The 19382-nt window shown below is 31.7% G+C and carries 18 protein-coding genes; 6 read left to right on the top strand and 12 right to left on the bottom strand.

The features are described from left to right. Positions 1–64 precede the first annotated feature (64 nt). Positions 65–640 carry a restriction endonuclease subunit S gene (locus tag AABL85_RS09970; RefSeq protein WP_341309981.1) on the top strand — a complete coding sequence of 192 codons (576 nt, stop codon included), beginning with the start codon at positions 65–67 and terminating at the stop codon, positions 638–640. Here AABL85_RS09970 and AABL85_RS09965 read toward each other — a convergent pair. Continuing rightward, a complete protein-coding gene (locus tag AABL85_RS09965; RefSeq protein WP_341309980.1) occupies positions 633–1703 on the bottom strand; it encodes a restriction endonuclease subunit S in 1071 nt (356 codons plus the stop codon). The genes AABL85_RS09970 and AABL85_RS09965 overlap by 8 nt on opposite strands. Before the next feature lie 84 nt (positions 1704–1787). Between AABL85_RS09965 and AABL85_RS09960 the strand changes: the two genes are divergently transcribed. Together AABL85_RS09960 and AABL85_RS09955 are read left to right on the top strand one after the other, a co-directional pair. Further along, positions 1788–2714 carry a tyrosine-type recombinase/integrase gene (locus AABL85_RS09960; protein ID WP_341309979.1) on the top strand — a complete coding sequence of 309 codons (927 nt, stop codon included), beginning with the start codon at positions 1788–1790 and terminating at the stop codon, positions 2712–2714. A 90-nt stretch (positions 2715–2804) separates the two neighbouring features. After that, positions 2805–5672, top strand: a complete 2868-nt coding sequence (locus AABL85_RS09955; protein WP_341309978.1) for a type I restriction endonuclease subunit R — start codon at positions 2805–2807, stop codon at positions 5670–5672. Between the two features lie 261 nt (positions 5673–5933). On the opposite strand, the gene AABL85_RS09950 is transcribed toward AABL85_RS09955, so the two are convergent. From AABL85_RS09950 to AABL85_RS09930, 5 genes are all read right to left on the bottom strand, one after another. Continuing rightward, positions 5934–6335: a DoxX family protein gene (locus AABL85_RS09950; protein ID WP_341309977.1), complete on the bottom strand. Its 402-nt coding sequence runs from the start codon at positions 6333–6335 to the stop codon at positions 5934–5936. A gap of 12 nt (positions 6336–6347) precedes the next feature. Continuing rightward, on the bottom strand, positions 6348–6968 hold the full coding sequence (locus tag AABL85_RS09945; RefSeq protein ID WP_341309976.1) for a hypothetical protein: 621 nt from the start codon (positions 6966–6968) through the stop codon (positions 6348–6350). A 101-nt stretch (positions 6969–7069) separates the two neighbouring features. Then, entirely contained in the window at positions 7070–7660 is a 591-nt protein-coding gene (locus tag AABL85_RS09940) for a Crp/Fnr family transcriptional regulator (RefSeq protein WP_341309975.1), read from the bottom strand. Between the two features lie 317 nt (positions 7661–7977). Further along, the gene (locus tag AABL85_RS09935; protein WP_006258431.1) at positions 7978–8307 is read right to left on the bottom strand and encodes a DMT family transporter; all 330 of its coding nucleotides are present in this window, start codon (positions 8305–8307) and stop codon (positions 7978–7980) included. Between the two features lie 125 nt (positions 8308–8432). Next, entirely contained in the window at positions 8433–9242 is an 810-nt protein-coding gene (locus tag AABL85_RS09930; RefSeq protein ID WP_341309974.1) for a hypothetical protein, read from the bottom strand. Between the two features lie 152 nt (positions 9243–9394). Between AABL85_RS09930 and AABL85_RS09925 the strand changes: the two genes are divergently transcribed. After that, positions 9395–10891, top strand: coding sequence for a PLP-dependent aminotransferase family protein (locus tag AABL85_RS09925; RefSeq protein ID WP_341310021.1), 1497 nt, complete (start codon positions 9395–9397; stop codon positions 10889–10891). Between the two features lie 83 nt (positions 10892–10974). Then, positions 10975–11355, top strand: a complete 381-nt coding sequence (locus tag AABL85_RS09920) for a lipocalin family protein (RefSeq protein ID WP_341309973.1) — start codon at positions 10975–10977, stop codon at positions 11353–11355. Between the two features lie 71 nt (positions 11356–11426). Here AABL85_RS09920 and AABL85_RS09915 read toward each other — a convergent pair whose 3' ends face one another. From AABL85_RS09915 to AABL85_RS09895, 5 genes are all read right to left on the bottom strand, one after another. Beyond that, entirely contained in the window at positions 11427–12125 is a 699-nt protein-coding gene (locus AABL85_RS09915; protein ID WP_341309972.1) for a hypothetical protein, read from the bottom strand. Between the two features lie 24 nt (positions 12126–12149). Next, positions 12150–12833, bottom strand: a complete 684-nt coding sequence (locus AABL85_RS09910; protein ID WP_341309971.1) for a DUF4328 domain-containing protein — start codon at positions 12831–12833, stop codon at positions 12150–12152. A gap of 22 nt (positions 12834–12855) precedes the next feature. Continuing rightward, entirely contained in the window at positions 12856–13467 is a 612-nt protein-coding gene (locus AABL85_RS09905; protein ID WP_341309970.1) for a hypothetical protein, read from the bottom strand. A 54-nt stretch (positions 13468–13521) separates the two neighbouring features. After that, positions 13522–14568 carry a tyrosine-protein phosphatase gene (locus tag AABL85_RS09900; protein ID WP_341309969.1) on the bottom strand — a complete coding sequence of 349 codons (1047 nt, stop codon included), beginning with the start codon at positions 14566–14568 and terminating at the stop codon, positions 13522–13524. Between the two features lie 129 nt (positions 14569–14697). Next, positions 14698–16176: a catalase gene (locus AABL85_RS09895; protein ID WP_341309968.1), complete on the bottom strand. Its 1479-nt coding sequence runs from the start codon at positions 16174–16176 to the stop codon at positions 14698–14700. Between the two features lie 329 nt (positions 16177–16505). Between AABL85_RS09895 and AABL85_RS09890 the strand changes: the two genes are divergently transcribed. Further along, the gene (locus tag AABL85_RS09890; protein WP_341309967.1) at positions 16506–17267 is read left to right on the top strand and encodes a hypothetical protein; all 762 of its coding nucleotides are present in this window, start codon (positions 16506–16508) and stop codon (positions 17265–17267) included. Positions 17268–17269: 2 nt separating this feature from the next. Here the strand turns inward: AABL85_RS09890 and AABL85_RS09885 are convergent, their stop codons facing one another. Then, on the bottom strand, positions 17270–19174 hold the full coding sequence (locus AABL85_RS09885; RefSeq protein WP_341309966.1) for a tetratricopeptide repeat-containing sensor histidine kinase: 1905 nt from the start codon (positions 19172–19174) through the stop codon (positions 17270–17272). Positions 19175–19382 lie beyond the last annotated feature (208 nt).

Genomic DNA, 19382 nt, shown 5'->3' with positions numbered 1-19382 from the left:
AGGGCTAAGTGAAAAGATATTTTCTCAGAAAATTAGATTTAAGGAATTTACTGACGAATGGAAAGTGAAGAGTTTGGGAGAAATGGGCAATACTTTTAATGGTTTATCTGGAAAAACTAAAGAGGATTTTGGGAAAGGCATACCTTATATTCAATACAAACAGATCTTTGACTCTGCCACAGTTCAAATAAAAAAATGCGGACTTGTAGAAATTGCACAAAATGAAAATCAAAACAGTGTGAAGTATGGTGATATTTTTTTTACCATATCATCTGAAACTCCTGATGAAATAGGAATGTCCTCGGTCTTATTAGATGAAGTGAATGAAATGTACCTGAATAGTTTTTGTTTTGGATATAGACCTTTCTCACTTCAAGTTCTAAATCCGCTTTTTGCAAGTTACCTGTTTAGAAGTTCCGTATTTAGAAACGAAATAGTTAAATTAGCCCAAGGGAGTACTCGATATAATATGTCTAAAATTGGATTAATGAAATTAACAATTTCATTGCCTAGTTCAAAAGAACAAATTACTATCGCTCGATTTTTATCAAGCATTGACCAAAAGCTCCAAACAGAGAAAAATATTTTGGATAAATATCAATCTAAAAAGCAATTCCTACTACAAAACCTGTTTATATAAACAGGTTTTGTAGTAGGTGCCTTTTCTTTATCTCATACTTTTGTAGTAAAGTTTTTTCAGTTTTTATTTTTTCATCAATAGAAGATAATAACCTTTCTATTTTAATTTGTTCTTCTACAGAAGGACAATATATAAAAGCTTCTCCGTAGTCTTTGAAATAGATATGTGGAATCCCAGAGCCAACTTTGTATTTCTCAAAGTTGAAGAATTTTAAACAGAAAAAAATATACTTCAAATTAACATCTGGTTTTACAGTTAGATAGTTCAAAGTACCAATAAGCGAAAACTTATCCGATGCGTATTGAACCTTTCCAACTCCAGAACCATCTTTTATTATTAAAATCGCATCTTCATTAATTTGAGAATTTTCCGTAAATGCAATAACACCTGTAGCTCCATAAACTGGGTAAATTCCATTTTTATCAATTACATCAGATTCTGTTAATGATGATGAATAGCAAGAAACACAATTATTTATTTTCTTATTTGGTACTTGATTTAGAATTAGTTTCTGACAAAGCCCTTTAATTAAGGTTTCTAATTGTTCAATTATTTTGTTTTGGGTTTGAATTCTTTCGTCTATCAGAGATAGAAATGATGCAATTTTAGTTTGTTCTTCAAGACTTGGGTAACCTATTTTAATATTTCCTAAATCTGTTGAATTGATAGCAGGATAACTAGTACCTGTACATCTTTCAATAACATTATCAACGAATTTTTGATTATGTAAATATTGAAAAATAAACCGAGAATTTTGTTTTGTTCTAATCTGTGCATATCCTGTTGATGCTACATATTTTCCTTCTTTATCAAAAAATAGATTATTTTTTTGATACGGTCTAACCATTTGAAAAAGGACATCATTTTTCGACAACACTCTTTGAGCTCTGCTTGGAGCTCCGTATTTTGAAATAAAATCTTCTTTCAATAATCGTCCATTTTCAACACTTTCTAAATCAATATAGACAAATGAACTAGGTAACCCTTCATTTTTAGGGTTTATCTCACATGTATCAGCTAATCTACTTGACTGCCATTCCTCTGTAAATTCAGGAAATCTCAAATTAGGAACCTTAGTCACAAATCTATCTGGGGGATAAAGTGTCCTTAATTGCTTTCCTTTGAGATTTTAAAAAATTAAATTATAATGAATGAACAAAAACAACTCTCAGAAGTTATCGATCTATGGAAAATAGACAAAAAACAGTATGTAAAAAAATCAAGTTTCTCAGCTTATACGCTATTGATTGAAAATCATCTACTGCCTAATTTCGGGAACAAAATTGCGATTGAGGAAGCTGATGTTCAAAGCTTTGTTTTTCAAAAATTGGAAACGGGTTTAAGTCATAAAACAATTAAGGATATTTTAATTGTTCTGAAAATGATTTTGAAATTTGGAGCTAAAAACAAATGGTTACAGTATACCCCTTTTGATATTCAGTTTCCTACTGAACGAGAAAAGCATAATATTGAAGTGCTAACCAAGACTGATCAGAAAAAAATAATGAACTATATACAAGAACATTTTACATTTAGAAATTTAGGTGTATATATATGTTTAAGTGCAGGAATGCGTATTGGGGAAGTATGTGCCTTAACTTGGGAAGATATTGATACCGATAACGGAATTATCAGTGTTAACAGAACTATCCAGCGTATTTATGTGATAGAGGATGGAACTCGTAGAACGGAATTGATTCTGGATACCCCGAAAACTAAAAATTCTATTCGTGAAATTCCGATAAGTAAGGATTTATTAAGAATATTGAAACCATTTAAAAAGATTGTGAATCCGTCCTTTTTTGTATTGACAAACGATGCTAAACCAACTGAACCGAGAACCTATAGAAGCTATTACAAAAATTTAATGAAAGAATTAAAAATGCCTGAACTTAAATTTCACGGGTTAAGACATAGTTTCGCAACCCGATGTATTGAAAGTAATTGCGATTATAAAACGGTAAGTGTACTATTAGGGCATTCCAACATCAGCACCACGTTAAATCTTTATGTACATCCTAATATGGAACAAAAGAAGAAAGCTATTGAGCAGATGTTTAAGGCTCTTAGATAAGTTTTAGATTATGGATTAGGAGAACATTTTATTTTGTTAAATTTGTACATAGATGAAAAGAATAAGATAAACTCCTAATTCATAATTATTTTGAGCAAACAGTCCGAACAAATTCTAGAAGAGCAACTCGTTGACCAATTACAGAAATTGGGATATAAATACGCTTTTATTGCTGATGAAAAAGCTTTACTGGCAAACCTGAAAACACAATTAGAAAAGCACAATCATATACAATTTAGCGATAGTGAATTTGAAAAAGTATTGAATATACTCAATAAAGGTTCTGTGTTCGAAAAAGCCAAAGTATTGCGTGAAAAGAAACATCATATTATTCGGGATAATGGGGATAATCTGTATTTTGAATTTCTCAATGTAGAACATTGGTGTCAGAACAAATATCAGGTAACCAATCAAATCACGCAAGAAGGAAAATATGAAAACCGTTATGATGTTACCTTACTGGTGAATGGATTGCCTTTAGTGCAAATCGAGCTGAAACGAAGAGGTTTGGAAATGAAAGAAGCATTCAACCAAATCAACCGCTATCAAAAACATAGCTTTGGTGCTGGAAAGGGTTTGTTTCATTTTGTACAGTTATTCATTATTAGCAATGGTGTAAATACTAAATATTTTAGCAATTTTGGAACACATAAACAGGAATATCTTCAAACTTTTCATTGGACAGACGAACAAAATAATCCATTAAATAATATTTTAAACGGCTTTACCGATTCTTTTTTAGAACCTTGTCATATCAGTAAAATGATCTGTAAATATATCGTTCTGAATGAAACCGATAAACGTCTGATGGTACTTCGCCCATACCAATATTATGCGGTAGAGAGTATTATCAAAAAGGTAAAAGAAAACGAAATACTGAATGGCTATAATATCGAAAAAAATGGCTACATCTGGCATACAACTGGAAGTGGAAAAACCTTAACCAGTTTCAAAGCCAGTCAGATTCTATCCAAAATTCCAGCTATCAAAAAAGTGGTTTTTGTGGTAGATAGAAAAGATTTGGATTATCAAACCAATCAGGAGTATGATAAATTCAGTAAGGGCTCGGTAAGTTCTGCTACTAATACGGATGACCTTATTCGTAAATTAAACGACCCGAATGTTCGCATCATTGTTACCACCATTCAAAAACTAAATAATGCAATTTCAGGTAGAAACTTATCAAAAATGAAATCCATTCAGCACGAAAGGATGGTTTTTATCTTTGACGAGTGCCATCGTTCGCAATTTGGTGATACCCACAAAAACATCGTCAATTATTTTACCAATATTCAATTATTTGGCTTTACAGGTACACCTATTTTGGCAGAGAATGCAGATGGAGAAAAAACAACTGCAAGCTTGTTTGGAAAATGTCTGCATAAATATGTAATTACAGATGCCATACGTGATGAGAATGTACTGAAGTTTTCTGTAGAATACATTCAGACTTTCAAACAGAAAGAACATATCATTGATTTAAAAGTAGAACAAATCAATGAAACTGAAGTTTTTGAAGCTCCTGAACGAAAGGAAGCCATTGTAGATTACATCATTCAATACCACGATCAGAAAACGCAAAACAGGAAGTTTTGTGCCATGATGTGTGTACAGGATATTGATTCCGTCATTCAATACTATGAAATTTTCAAGCGTAAAAAACAAGAAGGACAGCACGATTTAAAAATAGCGACTATTTTTAGCTTTGCTCAGAACGAAGAGGAAATGGAAGATGCTGTTTATTCCCACTTAGGAATGGTTGCCGAACCACAAGCAGCATACGGATACAAGCCACATCGTAGAGAATTATTAGAAACGTATGTGCAAGACTTTAATGAACTATTTGGAGAGAAACAGAACGTAAAAGATACCGAAGGATTTTACAACTATTACAATGCAGTAGCAAAGAAGTCAAAACAAAATGAGACAGATATTTTGTTGGTTGCCAATATGTTTTTGACAGGGTTCGATAGTAAATATTTAAACACCTTATATGTTGATAAGAATTTGAAATATCATGGATTGATACAAGCATTTAGCCGTACCAATCGTATTCTGGATAAGAATAAAACACAGGGAAATATTGTATGTTTCCGAAACCTTAAAGACAAAACAGACGAAGCCATCGCTTTATTCAGCAATAAAGAAGCAATTGACGAAATTATAGTGGAACCATACGAAGCGTATGTAGAAAAGTTCAACGAAGCCACGCAGAAATTATTAGAAATCGTTCCACAAGTAGTATCTGTCGACGGTTTATATTCGGAAGAAGATCAGCTACAATTTATTTTGGCTTTCCGTGCCATGATGCGTTTGCACAAAAAAATGAGCCATTATACAGAATTTACTTGGGATGATTTACAGATGGAAGAACAGCTTTTTGCAGATTACACGAGCAAATATTTGGATTTAAAGGAAAGACTTGATCCTACTGACCCGTCTAAAAAAGCGTCTATTCTCAATGATATAGATTTTGAATTGGAATTGATTAGACGTGATACCATCAATGTAACTTACATACTTCAGTTATTGATTAAATTCAATTCGAAACATAGTGCAAAAGACAAAGAAAGTATTGAAAAAGACATTTTCAATTTACTGAACACCGAAGTCTCATTAAGAAGTAAAAGAGAATTGATTGAAAAATTTATTCAGGAAAGTTTACCACATATTGAAGATACGGATACCATTCCCGAAGAGTTTGAAAAATTCTGGACTGTAGAGCAAGAAAAGGCACTTCAGGAATTGGTCAAGACAGAAAATCTTTCCGAAGAAAAAACAGAAAGACTGATAGAGAATTATTTGTTTACAGAACGTGAACCTTTGCGAAAAGAAATTTTAGATTTGCGAAAAGAAGGGAGACCGAGTGTATTAAAATCTAAGGAAATCGGAGATCGTATTCTAAATAAAATCATAGGATTCGTAGACACTTTTGTTAATGGAATATCAGGAAATTAATGTTTTATTCTAGGAGGCATTCATAAGAATCAAAAATATTTAGGAGTGATAAATAAAGGATAGGAAAATTAAACCTATCCTTCTATTTTTGTATATTTGCCTTGAGCTAACGGAAACACGTTGAAAAGCAAAGTAATAAGCACCGTTACCAAATCGTTACCTTACAATCTTGATTATCCACATAAAAGCCTTGTATTCAACCGATACAGCTTTTTTCTGAAAACTTTAAAATAAAATTGATACCTACTCCACCTCTTTTATTTAATCCCATTTATGCTCAGATGACAAGGCTAACTTACCTCCTCCTGTAAAAAATAACCCAACAGCGACTAAAGCGTAGATACCTAATAATTCTACCTTCCATCCACCATTATCATTTAGACTAAAGATATCTGCGCTTTGTACTAATAGCATAGCTGTAATACAATTAATAGCAAATACTAAGCTCGCTAATCGTGTTCTATAACCAGCTAAGATCAGAAGTGGTGCTATTACTTCCCCTACATAAACTCCATATCCAAAAAAGGCAGGAAGTCCTTTATCCAATAACACGCTCTGAATAAACGAAATACCGTTAAACAATTTTCCTATCCCGTATAGCAACATTGGAAAGCCAATACTAATACGCGTAATTAATAAACCGATGTCTTGATTCTTGTTCATTTCTATTGTATTTTAAAGATTTATTTTTGCAAAAACTCCTACGTTTTCAAGGTGTTTCCATGAATTATTAAACTGTTCTAAATTGACTGCAACCCCAAAGCTATATTCCTCATACTTCACCCCTAATCGAATGTGTTGAAATCCTCTGGTGTATTCTTCTGCATTCATATTACCTACTGCTGATACTCTAAATAGTCCCTTTACTTTATCTGTAATCTGCGGGCTGTATTCAAATAACAATGATTGTTCTAGAGTAAAACCTGCTTGATAAGTTGTCCCAATCGCATAAGAAAACAAGATGTCCTTTTTCGCAACCTGATACTGTACTAACATACTGGCAAATTTGCCTGGATTTTTAATTCCTATAGATGTATTTAAACTAAAGTGTTTTGAGAATTGATAAGCTAGCGTATTACGCATGAATAGAATATTGTGCTTATCATTATCATATTCTGTATCGAATAGAATAAGGTTCTGAAGTTTTACCTTATCACTAATCTGATAATTAAATGTATGGGTGTAAAAGTAAGAACGGTGCCCTACCATTCCTTCTGGATTATATGAAAATTTCTGAGCTAAAACACCTTGCCCAAAAATCATTAAAATTACTACATAAAAAAAAGCTAATCTCATTTGTCTTCTATCCTTATTTGTACAGGACAAATGTATTAGCTCAAGACAACGTACTTCTTAAGATAACTTAAGAAACACTTATTGGGTAAGAAACTGATCTATTATAAGTGCTTTTTCTTTAAATAACTTAGAAATTCAGGAGTAACACCTAGATAAGAAGCTATGATATACTGAGGTACTCGCTGTTCTATATCTCTGTAATCCTTAATAAACTTCTGGTATCTAGTATAAACCTCTGTGCTTAAATTTTCTAACATACGTTCTTGTAGCGCTACATATGCATTCTGAATCTTAATTCTAAAAAACGTAGATATCTCTGGAATCTCTTGATAAAGTTGTTCTAGATTGGATTGACTGATTTGTAAGATTACAGCAGGTTCTATAGCCTGAATATACATCTGAGAATCCTTTTGTGTCAAAAAACTATACAAGTCATTTATCCACCAATTCTCAATACCAATCTGTAAGGTGTGCTCTTGACTATTCTCATCTAGATAATAACATCTAGCACTTCCTTCTACTATAAAGCGCATATATCTAGAAGGTTGTCCTGGTGTAAGCAGAAACTCCTTCCTTTTTAATTTGACTATCTCTACACTATCTAATACTCTATTCACAGCCTGCTCATCTAGTGTAATAGTCTGTCTTAAATGTGCTTTAAAAACTTGAAAATATTGCTCCTCTATACTCATTGCTCCAAAATAAAAAACAAAGAAACACCTTTTAGCGCAATATAAAAATGTTTAAAAAAGCTTTCTTTACAACAAAAGATATCATTTTTCAAATAATATCAATTTATAATGAAGCTTAACAAATATCTGTGTTTTATATTATAAAAAGCTTTATTACTTTTAGGGTGAGACAATCAATGGTTAGATGGTCTTAATCTATAGTTACTACTATTAATAACACAATTAACTACTTTTTATCATGAAAAAGGGACTATCAAATGATAGCCCCTTTTTTAATTTATCTATAATAGATTATAAAAAACACTTTTTAGTACTACTTATGATGCAGCAACTACTTTAAGCCCAATAATAGAGCCTATCAAAGTAGCTATAAAAAACATCCTCCAAAAAGTAGCAGGATCTTTAAATACAAAAATACCTACTAATACCGTTCCTACAGCACCTATACCAGTCCATACTGCATAAGCTGTTCCTAGTGGTAAGGATTGAGTTGCCTTTACAAGAGCAGCCATACTACAAACTAAGGCTATTAAAAAAGCGGCATACCATCCCACTGCTTCTGTTCCTGTAGCTTCCTTAGCTTTACCTAAGCAAAAAGTAAAACCTACTTCAAATAATCCACCAATAATTAAAATTATCCAGTTCATTTGTTCTAAAAATTTAAGCGTGCAAAGGTGGATAATATAATTTTATTATTTTTTATCAAATGAAAATAAAATTCTCATTTATTTTCAATATAGAAATTCATAGGTTAAAGCAAATTATACTTATCCTATAAACACGAATTAGCAAATGCGAGAATACTTCTGTTTAAGACAGAGTATAATTGTTCTGACAGTTCTTTATACTTCTTCTCTTGAGTTTCACTACTTAGCTGCCCTATATCATTCCATGACCCCATTCCTCCAAATACATAAGCTCGATCAGCAGCTTCCATTAAAGCTAAAGCCTCTTCTGTATAACTTCCTTCTACTATCATATCTTTTAGATAAGTATTAGTAGAAGGCTTCTTACTCTCTAATACCTGCTTAGCTCCTGCGAATATGGTTTCCCAATTAGACAATTCTTCTGCCTTACAGAAAGCTACTAATGCATCTAATACAGACGCAAGGGCAACACTCTGTTCTGTCACATCATATTTAGTACTAGGCAACTCATGGATAGGGGCAAGTCTATAGATTACATCCCACACCCTATCTGCCCCTAGCTGACGTTTATCCTCATTGACTTCCCACTTACTATACCAAAATTCTGATCGATCTTCTAGAATAGTCTCTACCATCCATACTCCTCCACCTCCTACAAACCCGGCTGTCATATACTCGGGAGTATTAGGTTTAGCAAAAGATTGATAAAATAACTTCACTTGCTTCACTCCTCTAAATTTTAGAGAAATAAACCAATCTATAGGTGCCTGAGTTGTATATTGATTCTTATCGCCTACTACAGGAATATGAAATAACACTTTATTACAATACATAGAAATCTTCTCTCCTTGATTAGAAATCTCTGGTAGGCGATCATTTAAATATGCGTTAGAATAACTTACTACACTAACCATCTGAAGTATCGATACATTCATAGCTATAAAATAAAGCTCTAAATTATATAAATATAGAATACGACACAAAAAACTAAATGCCAATATTCTCAAAAATATTGGTTCTAAAAAGGTACTATTATATGCTAAAAACTGTATATTGCCGGTGTAGATTACACTTAATTTTTCTAATGATGGCTAGTCCGGCTAAAATCCCTTATCAGAGTTTTATAAAAATAGATAAAAACTCATCTACTGCAATATATATGCAGATAGCTAATCAATTTAGTAATGCGATACAACGCAACTTTATCCCTGAAGGAACTAAACTACCTGGAACTAGAACAATCGCTACATTGCTCTCTGTAAATAGAAATACAGTAATCGCCGCATTTGAAGAGATAGCAGCGCAAGGATGGATAGAAATGATTCCTAATAAAGGCTGTTTTGTATTAAGCAAAAAATCAATTCGACCTAAAACAAATACTGATATTGATTATCAAAATATTCAACAATATCCTGATAAACCTGGATACTCCTTTCAAGTCAATAATGTACTAGACTCTCCTTATGAGACAAATCATTGTAACTATATATTTAACGAGGGAACAACAGATACTAGAATAAGTCAACTGAGCCAATTATCTTCTTTTTACAGTGCTAATCTGAAAAGAAAAAGCAATCGAAAGAAACTATACAATATAAAAAGTGAAGATAATTATCCTTTCAAAAGTAATATGGCTAATTATCTAAACTTATCTAGGGGACTACATATAAGTAAGAATAATATCCTCATTACACGCAATACTGAGATGAGTATATATATAGCATGTAGGGTATTACTCTCTCCTGGTGATAAAGTTATCGTAGCCAAACTGAGCTATTACTCTAGTAATATGACATTCAAAGAAACAGGAGCTCACGTACTAACAGTACCAGTAGATGAATATGGTATAGATGTACGAGCTGTAGAAGAAATATGTAAATCACACACTATTCGCATGTTATATCTCACACCTCATCATCACTACCCTACTACCGTAACTTTAAGTGCACAACGCAGAGTAAAACTACTTAACTTGGCACGTAAATATGGCTTTATTATCTTAGAAGATGATTATGACTATGATTTTCATTATGATAAGAGTCCTGTATTACCACTGGCGAGTGTTGACTCAGAAGGGATGGTAATATACATTGGATCATTTGGCAAATCTTTAGCCCCGACTTTTGAACATGGGTTCATTGTAGCACCAGAAAGTGTATTAATAGAAATGCAGAAATACCTAAGATTACTAGATCCTAGGGGAGACATCATCATGGAGCAGGTATTAAATGAATTAATAGAAGAAGGCGAGATCTTTAGGTACTTAAAAAAAGCTTCTAAAATATATAAGGAAAGACGCGACTCTTTTGCTGGGCTATTACAACATTTTTTCAATGACGATATCCTTTTTACAGTACCTGCTGGTGGATTAGCGATTTGGACAGAATGGAATATACCTATCAACCTAATGCAACTCCATAAACAGTGTGCTAAAAATAATCTGTATCTCCCTAAAACATTACTCTATCAAGATAAGAAATTAACAGGAGTAAGGTTAGGTTTTGGTCATTTAACGAAAGAAGAAATGGAAGTTAACCTAGATATCCTCTATCGTTCCATACATGCTCTAAAACCTTCTAAATAGAAAGCAACCCACATCAATTTAAGCAGAGATATTTAATTATTATAACTATATTTGTTTAGTATTTACTTATTTTAACAATTAATATGAAAGCATTTAAGACTTATATTTTTATTATTTTATGTGGAGTAGTCCTTTATAGCTGTAAAAAGGAAGATAGTTTTAAACTTCCTGAAATGTCAGAACACGAAAAGTCATTAAGCAAGGCTATTATTGGGGATTGGACAGAATTCACTCCTTTTAATGCGAATAAGCCTAAGAGCTTCTCATTGAAAGAAAATGGAGAAGCAACTTCTGTGAATATGATCAATAACGAATATAAGAATTGGTGGGTACAGAATCACGAACTGCTAGTTCTTTCTAATAAGGATACACTCCGCTTTATAGTAAAAGCAACTAGTGAAAATATAATAGTTCTAGAAAAAAACAATCAAGAGTTCACATATAAAAGGGTAGATTTAAAGTAATTTATACCTTCAAACCTAAAAAAAGAGGAAAGTATCATAAAAATGTACTTTCCTCTTTTCTATATTGCCTATCACCAAATCGGTATTTTATGTAGATAAGCTTGTTGAAATAATTTATCCTCTATAGCATCACTGCTAATATACCCTTTATACTTAGGAGAGCTCATTTCTTTATAGATGCGTTTAGCCTGCCCTATTAGTCCTTCTTGCTTTATAAAGTTATTAAATCCTAAACAGTTTTCTTCATAAGAAGCGAAACAGGTCATAAAATCAATAGGATAAATAAACTGTTTAGGGGACATATGTACATTAAACCTCCATCCTTGCTCTATAGTGTAAGCGATAAGTGATTCTCTATTTCTAAACTGCTCAAATATAGGATTCACATAAGTCGATAGAAGTTTATTAAAAACGGCTATTTGATCATCGATATTCTTTGAGTTAATTTCCCAACTAAATTTCTTAGATTGAACAGATATAATATCGTTGAGATTAGCTATAAAAACAGTATCTACTGCTAAATCTTTACTTCTATACTTTTGTAATCTCCATCCTTTTAGCTGTTCTGATAATACCATGACAAGACATGATAACTGTACACTATTTTTTACTTCGCTCTGAATAGCATGAAACTTCAATATGAATTCAAAATCTGAAGTTTCCACTCTTTGTTTTAGTATCATACCTTTTTGTGTAGCTACAAACCCTTCCTGTAAATAACGTACACTGATACTGTGGACGAATTGTAAAAAAACTTGTTTTCCTGACATAAAAACAGTTTAAAAGATTGTATTTTATTCTCTTACTAATTCAATACAATTTGTACCCTCATCGTTATTTTCATGTTCTAACTTATAGATCAAGGCCTCCATTTTTCTATAGAAACTAAAATATGACGCAAATACAAAAAGAGTAAGTAATGACAGAGCATTAATAATCACTCCTAGTTCGATTATATACATAACATCCACTCTAGAAGCTATACTATACTGATACATACGCAACAAATAGATCAATAAGAAACTAATCCAAAGTAATAAGATCCAATAAGACCTAAACTTCTTTAATCTAGTATTGGTATTTTCATGTATATATGATACCGAACTGATAGTCATTTTATTCAATAATCGATAAGGCATCACTAAATTAAAAACAGGCAACAACCATCCGAAAATTATCCAATACTTAGAATCACGTAATCGAGTATCTAAAGATTGCATATTTATATAAGCTCTATAGAACCATATAATGAATACTATAAAGAAAAAGAGAGCTGCTACAATATTCAAGACTGTGACAATAAAATTTATGGTCTCAAACCTTATTAAATCCTTATTCATATATTGAACACCTAGATTCACTTTAGTATATATATTGTACTGGATTAATAAACAGTTTAAACTTGCTACTGAAGATATTATCAATAACTTAATCGCAACAAGTAAAACATCTCCTCTACTCACATTAGACAATAACATATTTCTAATTTGTATTTATAGTTTATCTCCAAAGCTCTTGACTTTGTATCTTAATTTCTTTGATAGTATTCCCTTTTGTATCTCCTATTTTATTTTCACAAACTACCCAATACATTAGCTTTCTATTACTCTTAGGATTAGTATAAACACAGCTTAACAAAGGAGAATCAGGACTGTTTCCCTTACCATTCTTATACTTCATAGGGGTAGTACAGTAAGGCTGTAGCTCTTCTATTGTTGTATTATAAAGATATGTAGGATCTGTAAACTCTACTTCGCCTTTTGCATCTCTTGTATAAGTACTTTTCATTAAAAACTGAAGCGTATAAAACAATTTATCTCCTTGTCTTAATTTTTCAACAGAAAAACGAGATTCATCTGCGGTTTTATAAGGGATATAATACAAAGTATCTCCTTCATAATTATCATATATACTGTAATCCATAGCCCCTTCCTTCATCTCTTTAGGAGCAATAGCTAATGTTTTTAATATTTCTCTTACTTGACCATTATCAACATTTTCCTCTGTAACCAATTCCATTAATTGACCAATCTTTTTGCTAAAAGACTGCTCCTGTGCAAACAGAAGTGTTACACTAAGAAAGGCTACCATAGTAAATACTACTCTATACATAATTCTCCTTTTAATTTCTCTAAATTAAAACAATTGAAAGTGAACACAAAATAACTAGTACGTAAATTTCTGAATATATTCAGCTCGTTTCTCTTTAGTTATTTTTAATCCTTGCTCAATATAATTATCAACAGAACCATACTTCTCTTCTATCCCTTGAAACATTGCTTGAATATAGATTGGTTTAATCCAAGAGAAGTTCTCTATAACTTGATAGTTAATCTTTGGAAAAATCACTTTACCTACTTTAGCGAGTTTCATTCTACCCTCGACTTCGCTAACTCTATAATTATTAGACAACATATATTCAGAAATGATAGTCTCTCTATCTACATCTAGAATGCTAAGTATCATGGCTCCTATCATACCTGTCCTGTCTTTACCAGCCGAACAATGAAATAATACTGCGTGTTTTGATTCAAAAACATCATCCATTATCTCCCTCACTAATTGTGGGTTCTCTGTCATATACAGTTTATAAAATTCCATCACTAGACTATCTGACTGTACAGGAGTAACCTTCCCTTTCAGTACATCCTTTTTAGTCTTAGAAAACATATCTTCAGAATCATCATATACCTGGACATTCTTGTATTCTATGCCTTCTGGTATTCTATCCGATTTTTTCGTCACTTCTTTATCTGTACGCAAGTCTATAACGGTTTTTACATCTAGCTTATCAAGTTTAGCGTACTCTCTTTTCTTTAACTTAGATAAATGTCCACTTCTAAAAAAGTGCCCCCATACAATCTGCTTTCCATCTTTATTTATAATCCCTCCCATATCTCGAAAATTATGAACCTTCTTAAACTCAATATGTCTATTAGATTGATAAATAGTATCATGATTAGATACAATAGGATATACTTGTCTCTCACTAGTATGTACAAAATATTTACCTACTTCTGTCTCCACCTGAGTATGTTGATCAAGAACAAGTTTCTCATCAGGAGCCAATTGTACCATATAACCTTTTTTACCTTCTGTTACCTTATCAGTTTTATCTAAATCAGAAAAAGAAATAGGTTGGTAGGTTTGATAAGAACATCCTACAAAAAAAAATGATATAAGTATTATCGTAAAAAAAGTATAATAACGCATAAATATTAATATTACTGTTACTAACAAAAATAGGTATAATAATTTAGAATACAATCTGTAACATTTACCATAAAAAAGATCCCAAATGCCGAAGGCAATATGGGATCTTTTAAAATATATAGATAACTATTATGAATTCATGTGTTTACTAATATCGAAGTTAAGTCCTTGTGCAATTCTAGTCCCTAATTCAACATTCGCTCTAAACCAGTGACATAACTGTCTTCCGATGATTTCATCACGCTTAGGTCCTTCTACACCCCCCATTGCTGCAACAATATTAGCAACGGTATTTGTTTTTTCCTCTGCAGTCATGATCTCATATAACTTTCCTGGTTGACTGAAGTGATCATTCTCTCCTTCTCCATTTCTATCATATCTATCTGCCACTATGCTATTCAATTCTTGAGCTGGTTCTTTATAACTTTGATCTACTGTAATATTATCAAAACTATTTGGGAAGTAGTTTGGTGCATCATCACCATTACCATCTACTCTCATATAACCATCTCTTTGATAATTATTAGTCATAAATGGACAACGGTTCACAGGTATTTGTTCATAGTTTGTCCCTAATCTATAACGTTGTGCATCAGGATAAGATAAAATACGTCCTTGTAACATCTTATCAGGAGAGAAACCAATACCATCTACAATATGTGTTGGTGCAAAAGCAGCTTGCTCTACATCTTGGAAATAGTTACGAGGCATTTTATTCAATTCCATTACACCTACGTCAATTAATGGATAGTCACCATGAGGCCATACTTTAGTAACATCAAAAGGATTTACTACAGCTGTTTTAGCTTGCTCTTCTGTCATTACTTGAATTTTCAAATTCCATTTTGGGAAATTACCCTTAGAGATATTATCATATAGATCACGTTGAGCATAATCCATATCAGTCGCTCTCATTTGATCAGCTTCTGGCCCAGTAAGGTTTTTAATTCCTTGAGCTGTTTTAAAGTGAAACTTCACATATACTCTTTCATTTTCACTATTAATCATAGAGAATGTATGACTTCCGTATCCATTCATATGTCTAAACCCAAAAGGAGTACCTCTATCTGACATTAAGATTAATACTTGGTGTAAACTCTCAGGGTTCAATGACCAAAAATCCCACACCATAGTAGGTGATTTTAAATTAGTACCTGGGTGTCTTTTTTGAGTATGGATAAAGTCAGGGAATTTCTTAGCATCTTTAATAAAGAATACAGGTGTATTATTACCTACTAAATCCCAGTTACCATCTTCTGTATAGAACTTCACTGCAAAACCACGTGGATCTCTTTCTGAATCTGCCGATCCTTTCTCTCCACCCACTGTAGAGAATCGAACAAATACTTCTGTCTGTTTTCCTACCTCACTGAACAGTTTTGCTTTCGTATATTTGGTAATATCATTCGTTACTGTAAATGTACCGTAAGCACCTGAACCTTTAGCATGTACAATACGCTCTGGAATACGCTCTCTATTAAAGTGAGCTAACTTTTCATGTAAAATATAATCTTCTAATAATACAGGACCTCTAGCACCTGCTGTTAATGAATCCTCGTGATCTACATAAGGTCTTCCTGAAGCTGTCGTTAATTTTTGTTCTTTCATAATTTTTATTTTTGTCGTTTATTTCTCTTTTTCTTTTACAAACTTACAGCTATAATATACTGATAACTAGATTTCAGCATACTTTGATTCAATACAACTATTGATTAAATCTATTGTGTTTTAAAAAACTATAAATAGCTTCAATATTTGAATTTATATACTACACTCAAATTTTACGCCATTTCTATATCTAAAATACGTTTTTTTAAAGCACATTAACTTTATTGTCTGATTATAAAATAGTTAATAAAAATTTAAATAAAAATATATTTATCTGTGTAAATGCAGTATCTTTCTAACTCTTAGCAAATGGTAATTTTCTACACACAATGAATACAGCAGAATTTAGCTTTATATGTTTTGATCAATTAAATTCAGTTCAGAAAGATAACTTAGTACAAAAACTCATAGAACTAGACAGCTTTCCACTATACTTAAAAGCTGACAGTGTTAAAGTTAAATATTGGAACACTATTTTTAAGGTATTTCCTGCTCATCAGTTTATAGTACTAGAGAACAATAATCTTGTTGCTACTGTACACTGTGTTCCTTTACATTTAACTAAAACAGAATTTGCTAAACTCTCAGATGGTGGATGGAGATGGGCATTGGAAAAATCTTTTGCTGACCATGAACGTATTCTTAAAACCAATACATTGTGTTGTTTATCTATTTTTACAGATAAATCTTACATAGAAAATGAGGTACACCAATATATAATGAATAACTTAAAAATCACTTCTACTCAAGAAGGATATCAAAACATTATCTGTCCCATAAGACCTAAGATGAAACAGCATTATCCTCTACAAGATATAATGAATTATTCTCAATGGATTAATAATTCGGGATTGCCATACGATATTGAAATTAGAAAACATGTAGTCAGCGGAGCTATTATTCAAGGGATTTGCTCTTCATCCTTCTACGTTGAAGGAACTATACTACAATGGGAAAAATGGACTGGCTATACCTTTCAGTCTTCTGGAGAATATATTTTACCGATGGGACTTACTACGCTTAAAGTAAATGTTGAACTTAATAAGGGATATTATACAGAGCCCAATATTTGGATGATATACAGGCTATAAGTCTAACGATTCTGAATAGTAAAAGATATAGAAGTACCTGTTCCTTTTTTACTCCTTACAATAAGCTTTGAATTCAACCCTCGAAGTCGTTCTTCCATATTTTTAATTCCTAATCCCCGCTTGACAGATTTAACATTAAATCCTTTACCATTATCGATAACCTCAATTCTGAAATATTGATCAGATAAATATTCCACTACCAATCTACATTCTTTAGCTTCAGCATATTTCTGAACGTTCTGGAATGCTTCTTGAAGAACTCTATAAATATTAATCTTTACCTTATGACTTAGTTTTTCTAATTCTATTCTAGAATCAATTTTAAAACTAAAAACTGTACTAACATTTCTATTTTGTAAATAAACTAACTCCTCTAAAAGTTGTCCAAAATTACTAACTAGAAACTTCTCTTCATTGTACAAGGCATGAGAACTATTCCTAATAAAATGTTCTACCTCTTGCACCTCTTTGACTAAAGATGCTTTAATTGTCTCTAGATTGTCGTTTTCTAATTGCAGAAGAGAAAATCGTGTAACAAATAGCTTATTCAAGACACCGTCGTGTAATTCTTTAGCAAATTTCTTTCGTTCTAATTCTTGTGCTCTAGTTATACTATTTTGAATATGAATAATAGAATCATAATATTTTTCTGTGTCCTTTTGATACATTTGAACCAACGCTATTTCCTTTGCCTTATTCCTATAAAAGATGACACATAGTATCCCGATAAAACTAAAAACAAGAGCAATACTCGCATAAGTAATAAGGTTATTTTGATTCTTTAAAATTTGATTTGAACGAATAAGTAAATCGGATTCATATTGTAAGCGTGCAAACTTGCTTCTAACCGTATTTATATCCTTGTTTATCAATTCATTGATATATTTATAATAATAAAGATTAGACCTAGAGTCGACTTTATCATACATCATGAACAATTCTATAGTTTTCTTCTGTATTTTTAAATCATCATATTCAGCAGCAGATGAGAGTATGTCTTCTAACAACTTCACTCCATTTACATGCTCTCCTCTTTCTAATAAATACTCTGCATATAGTAATTTGTTCAAGTTATAAGCATGTAGATTCCCTATAGCTAGACTATGATCCATAGCTTCAACTACATAACTTACAGCCGAATCATATTGTTCATTTTTTAACTGAAGTAAGGCATTCGTATGCAAAAGCATAGAGTAAAAAGATTCTTTATCCTTATTATCTAATTGTTCTAAACACTTAAAAGCTTCTTGAATTGCTAATTCTGCCTGATCATACTCTCCTTTATCTATATATGCACGAGATAAATTATTTCTAATAGAAATCCTATTCATCAGTATCTGTTCCTCTGAATAGAAATTTCTAAGTTCTTCAAAATCTAAATACGCTTCAGCTTTATTTAGCATACTTATAGCCTTATCATTCCTTTCTAAGCCCAATTCTATTACAGCTGATACAAATGTTTGGCTGTATAAAGTGTGCTTATCTACACTATCTCCATTTAATGCTATTGCTTGTAACAACTGCAATTGAGCTTCTGAGTAAACACCTCTACTAGAAAGTAATATACTGAAATATAAATAGGTTTTTTGAAGGTTTTTAATATCCTTTATCCTCTTATAATACTGTGCTGATTTATTATAATAGTAATAACTACTATCTGAAATAGCAGTGTATTGATAATGCTCTCCTAACTCAAAATAAGTACTTGCTAGTGATACGCTGTCCTTATTTTTTAAAGCATTGATATACTGATAAGTCAATCTGTTTTTTTCATTGTATACATCTTCTTTATTAGCTAAAGTATTTTGCTTATAATAATATGCATTACCTAATAATAGTAGACGTTTAGCCAATCGGCCTGACTCTAAATAATGAATAGAATCACTATCCTCTTCTTTCTCTATCAAGTCGAGTTCCTGAGTGTGTTTTTGTACATCTAGTTGCCTTTCCTTATTCTTAGTACAACTAAAACAAAAGGATATTAATAAACAATATAAAATGTATTTTTTAAACATTACACTTCCTAATTCTAAGAAAAGCTAAAAATATAAAAAAATAATCTTATACACTGTTTTTACCATTTATTTTATTAATATATTATATTTTAAAAACAAT

The organism is Myroides odoratimimus (assembly GCF_038039805.1).
In the GTDB taxonomy this organism is placed as follows: Bacteria; Bacteroidota; Bacteroidia; order Flavobacteriales; family Flavobacteriaceae; genus Flavobacterium; species Flavobacterium odoratimimum_B.
This window is presented reverse-complemented; position numbering and strand designations above follow the sequence as displayed.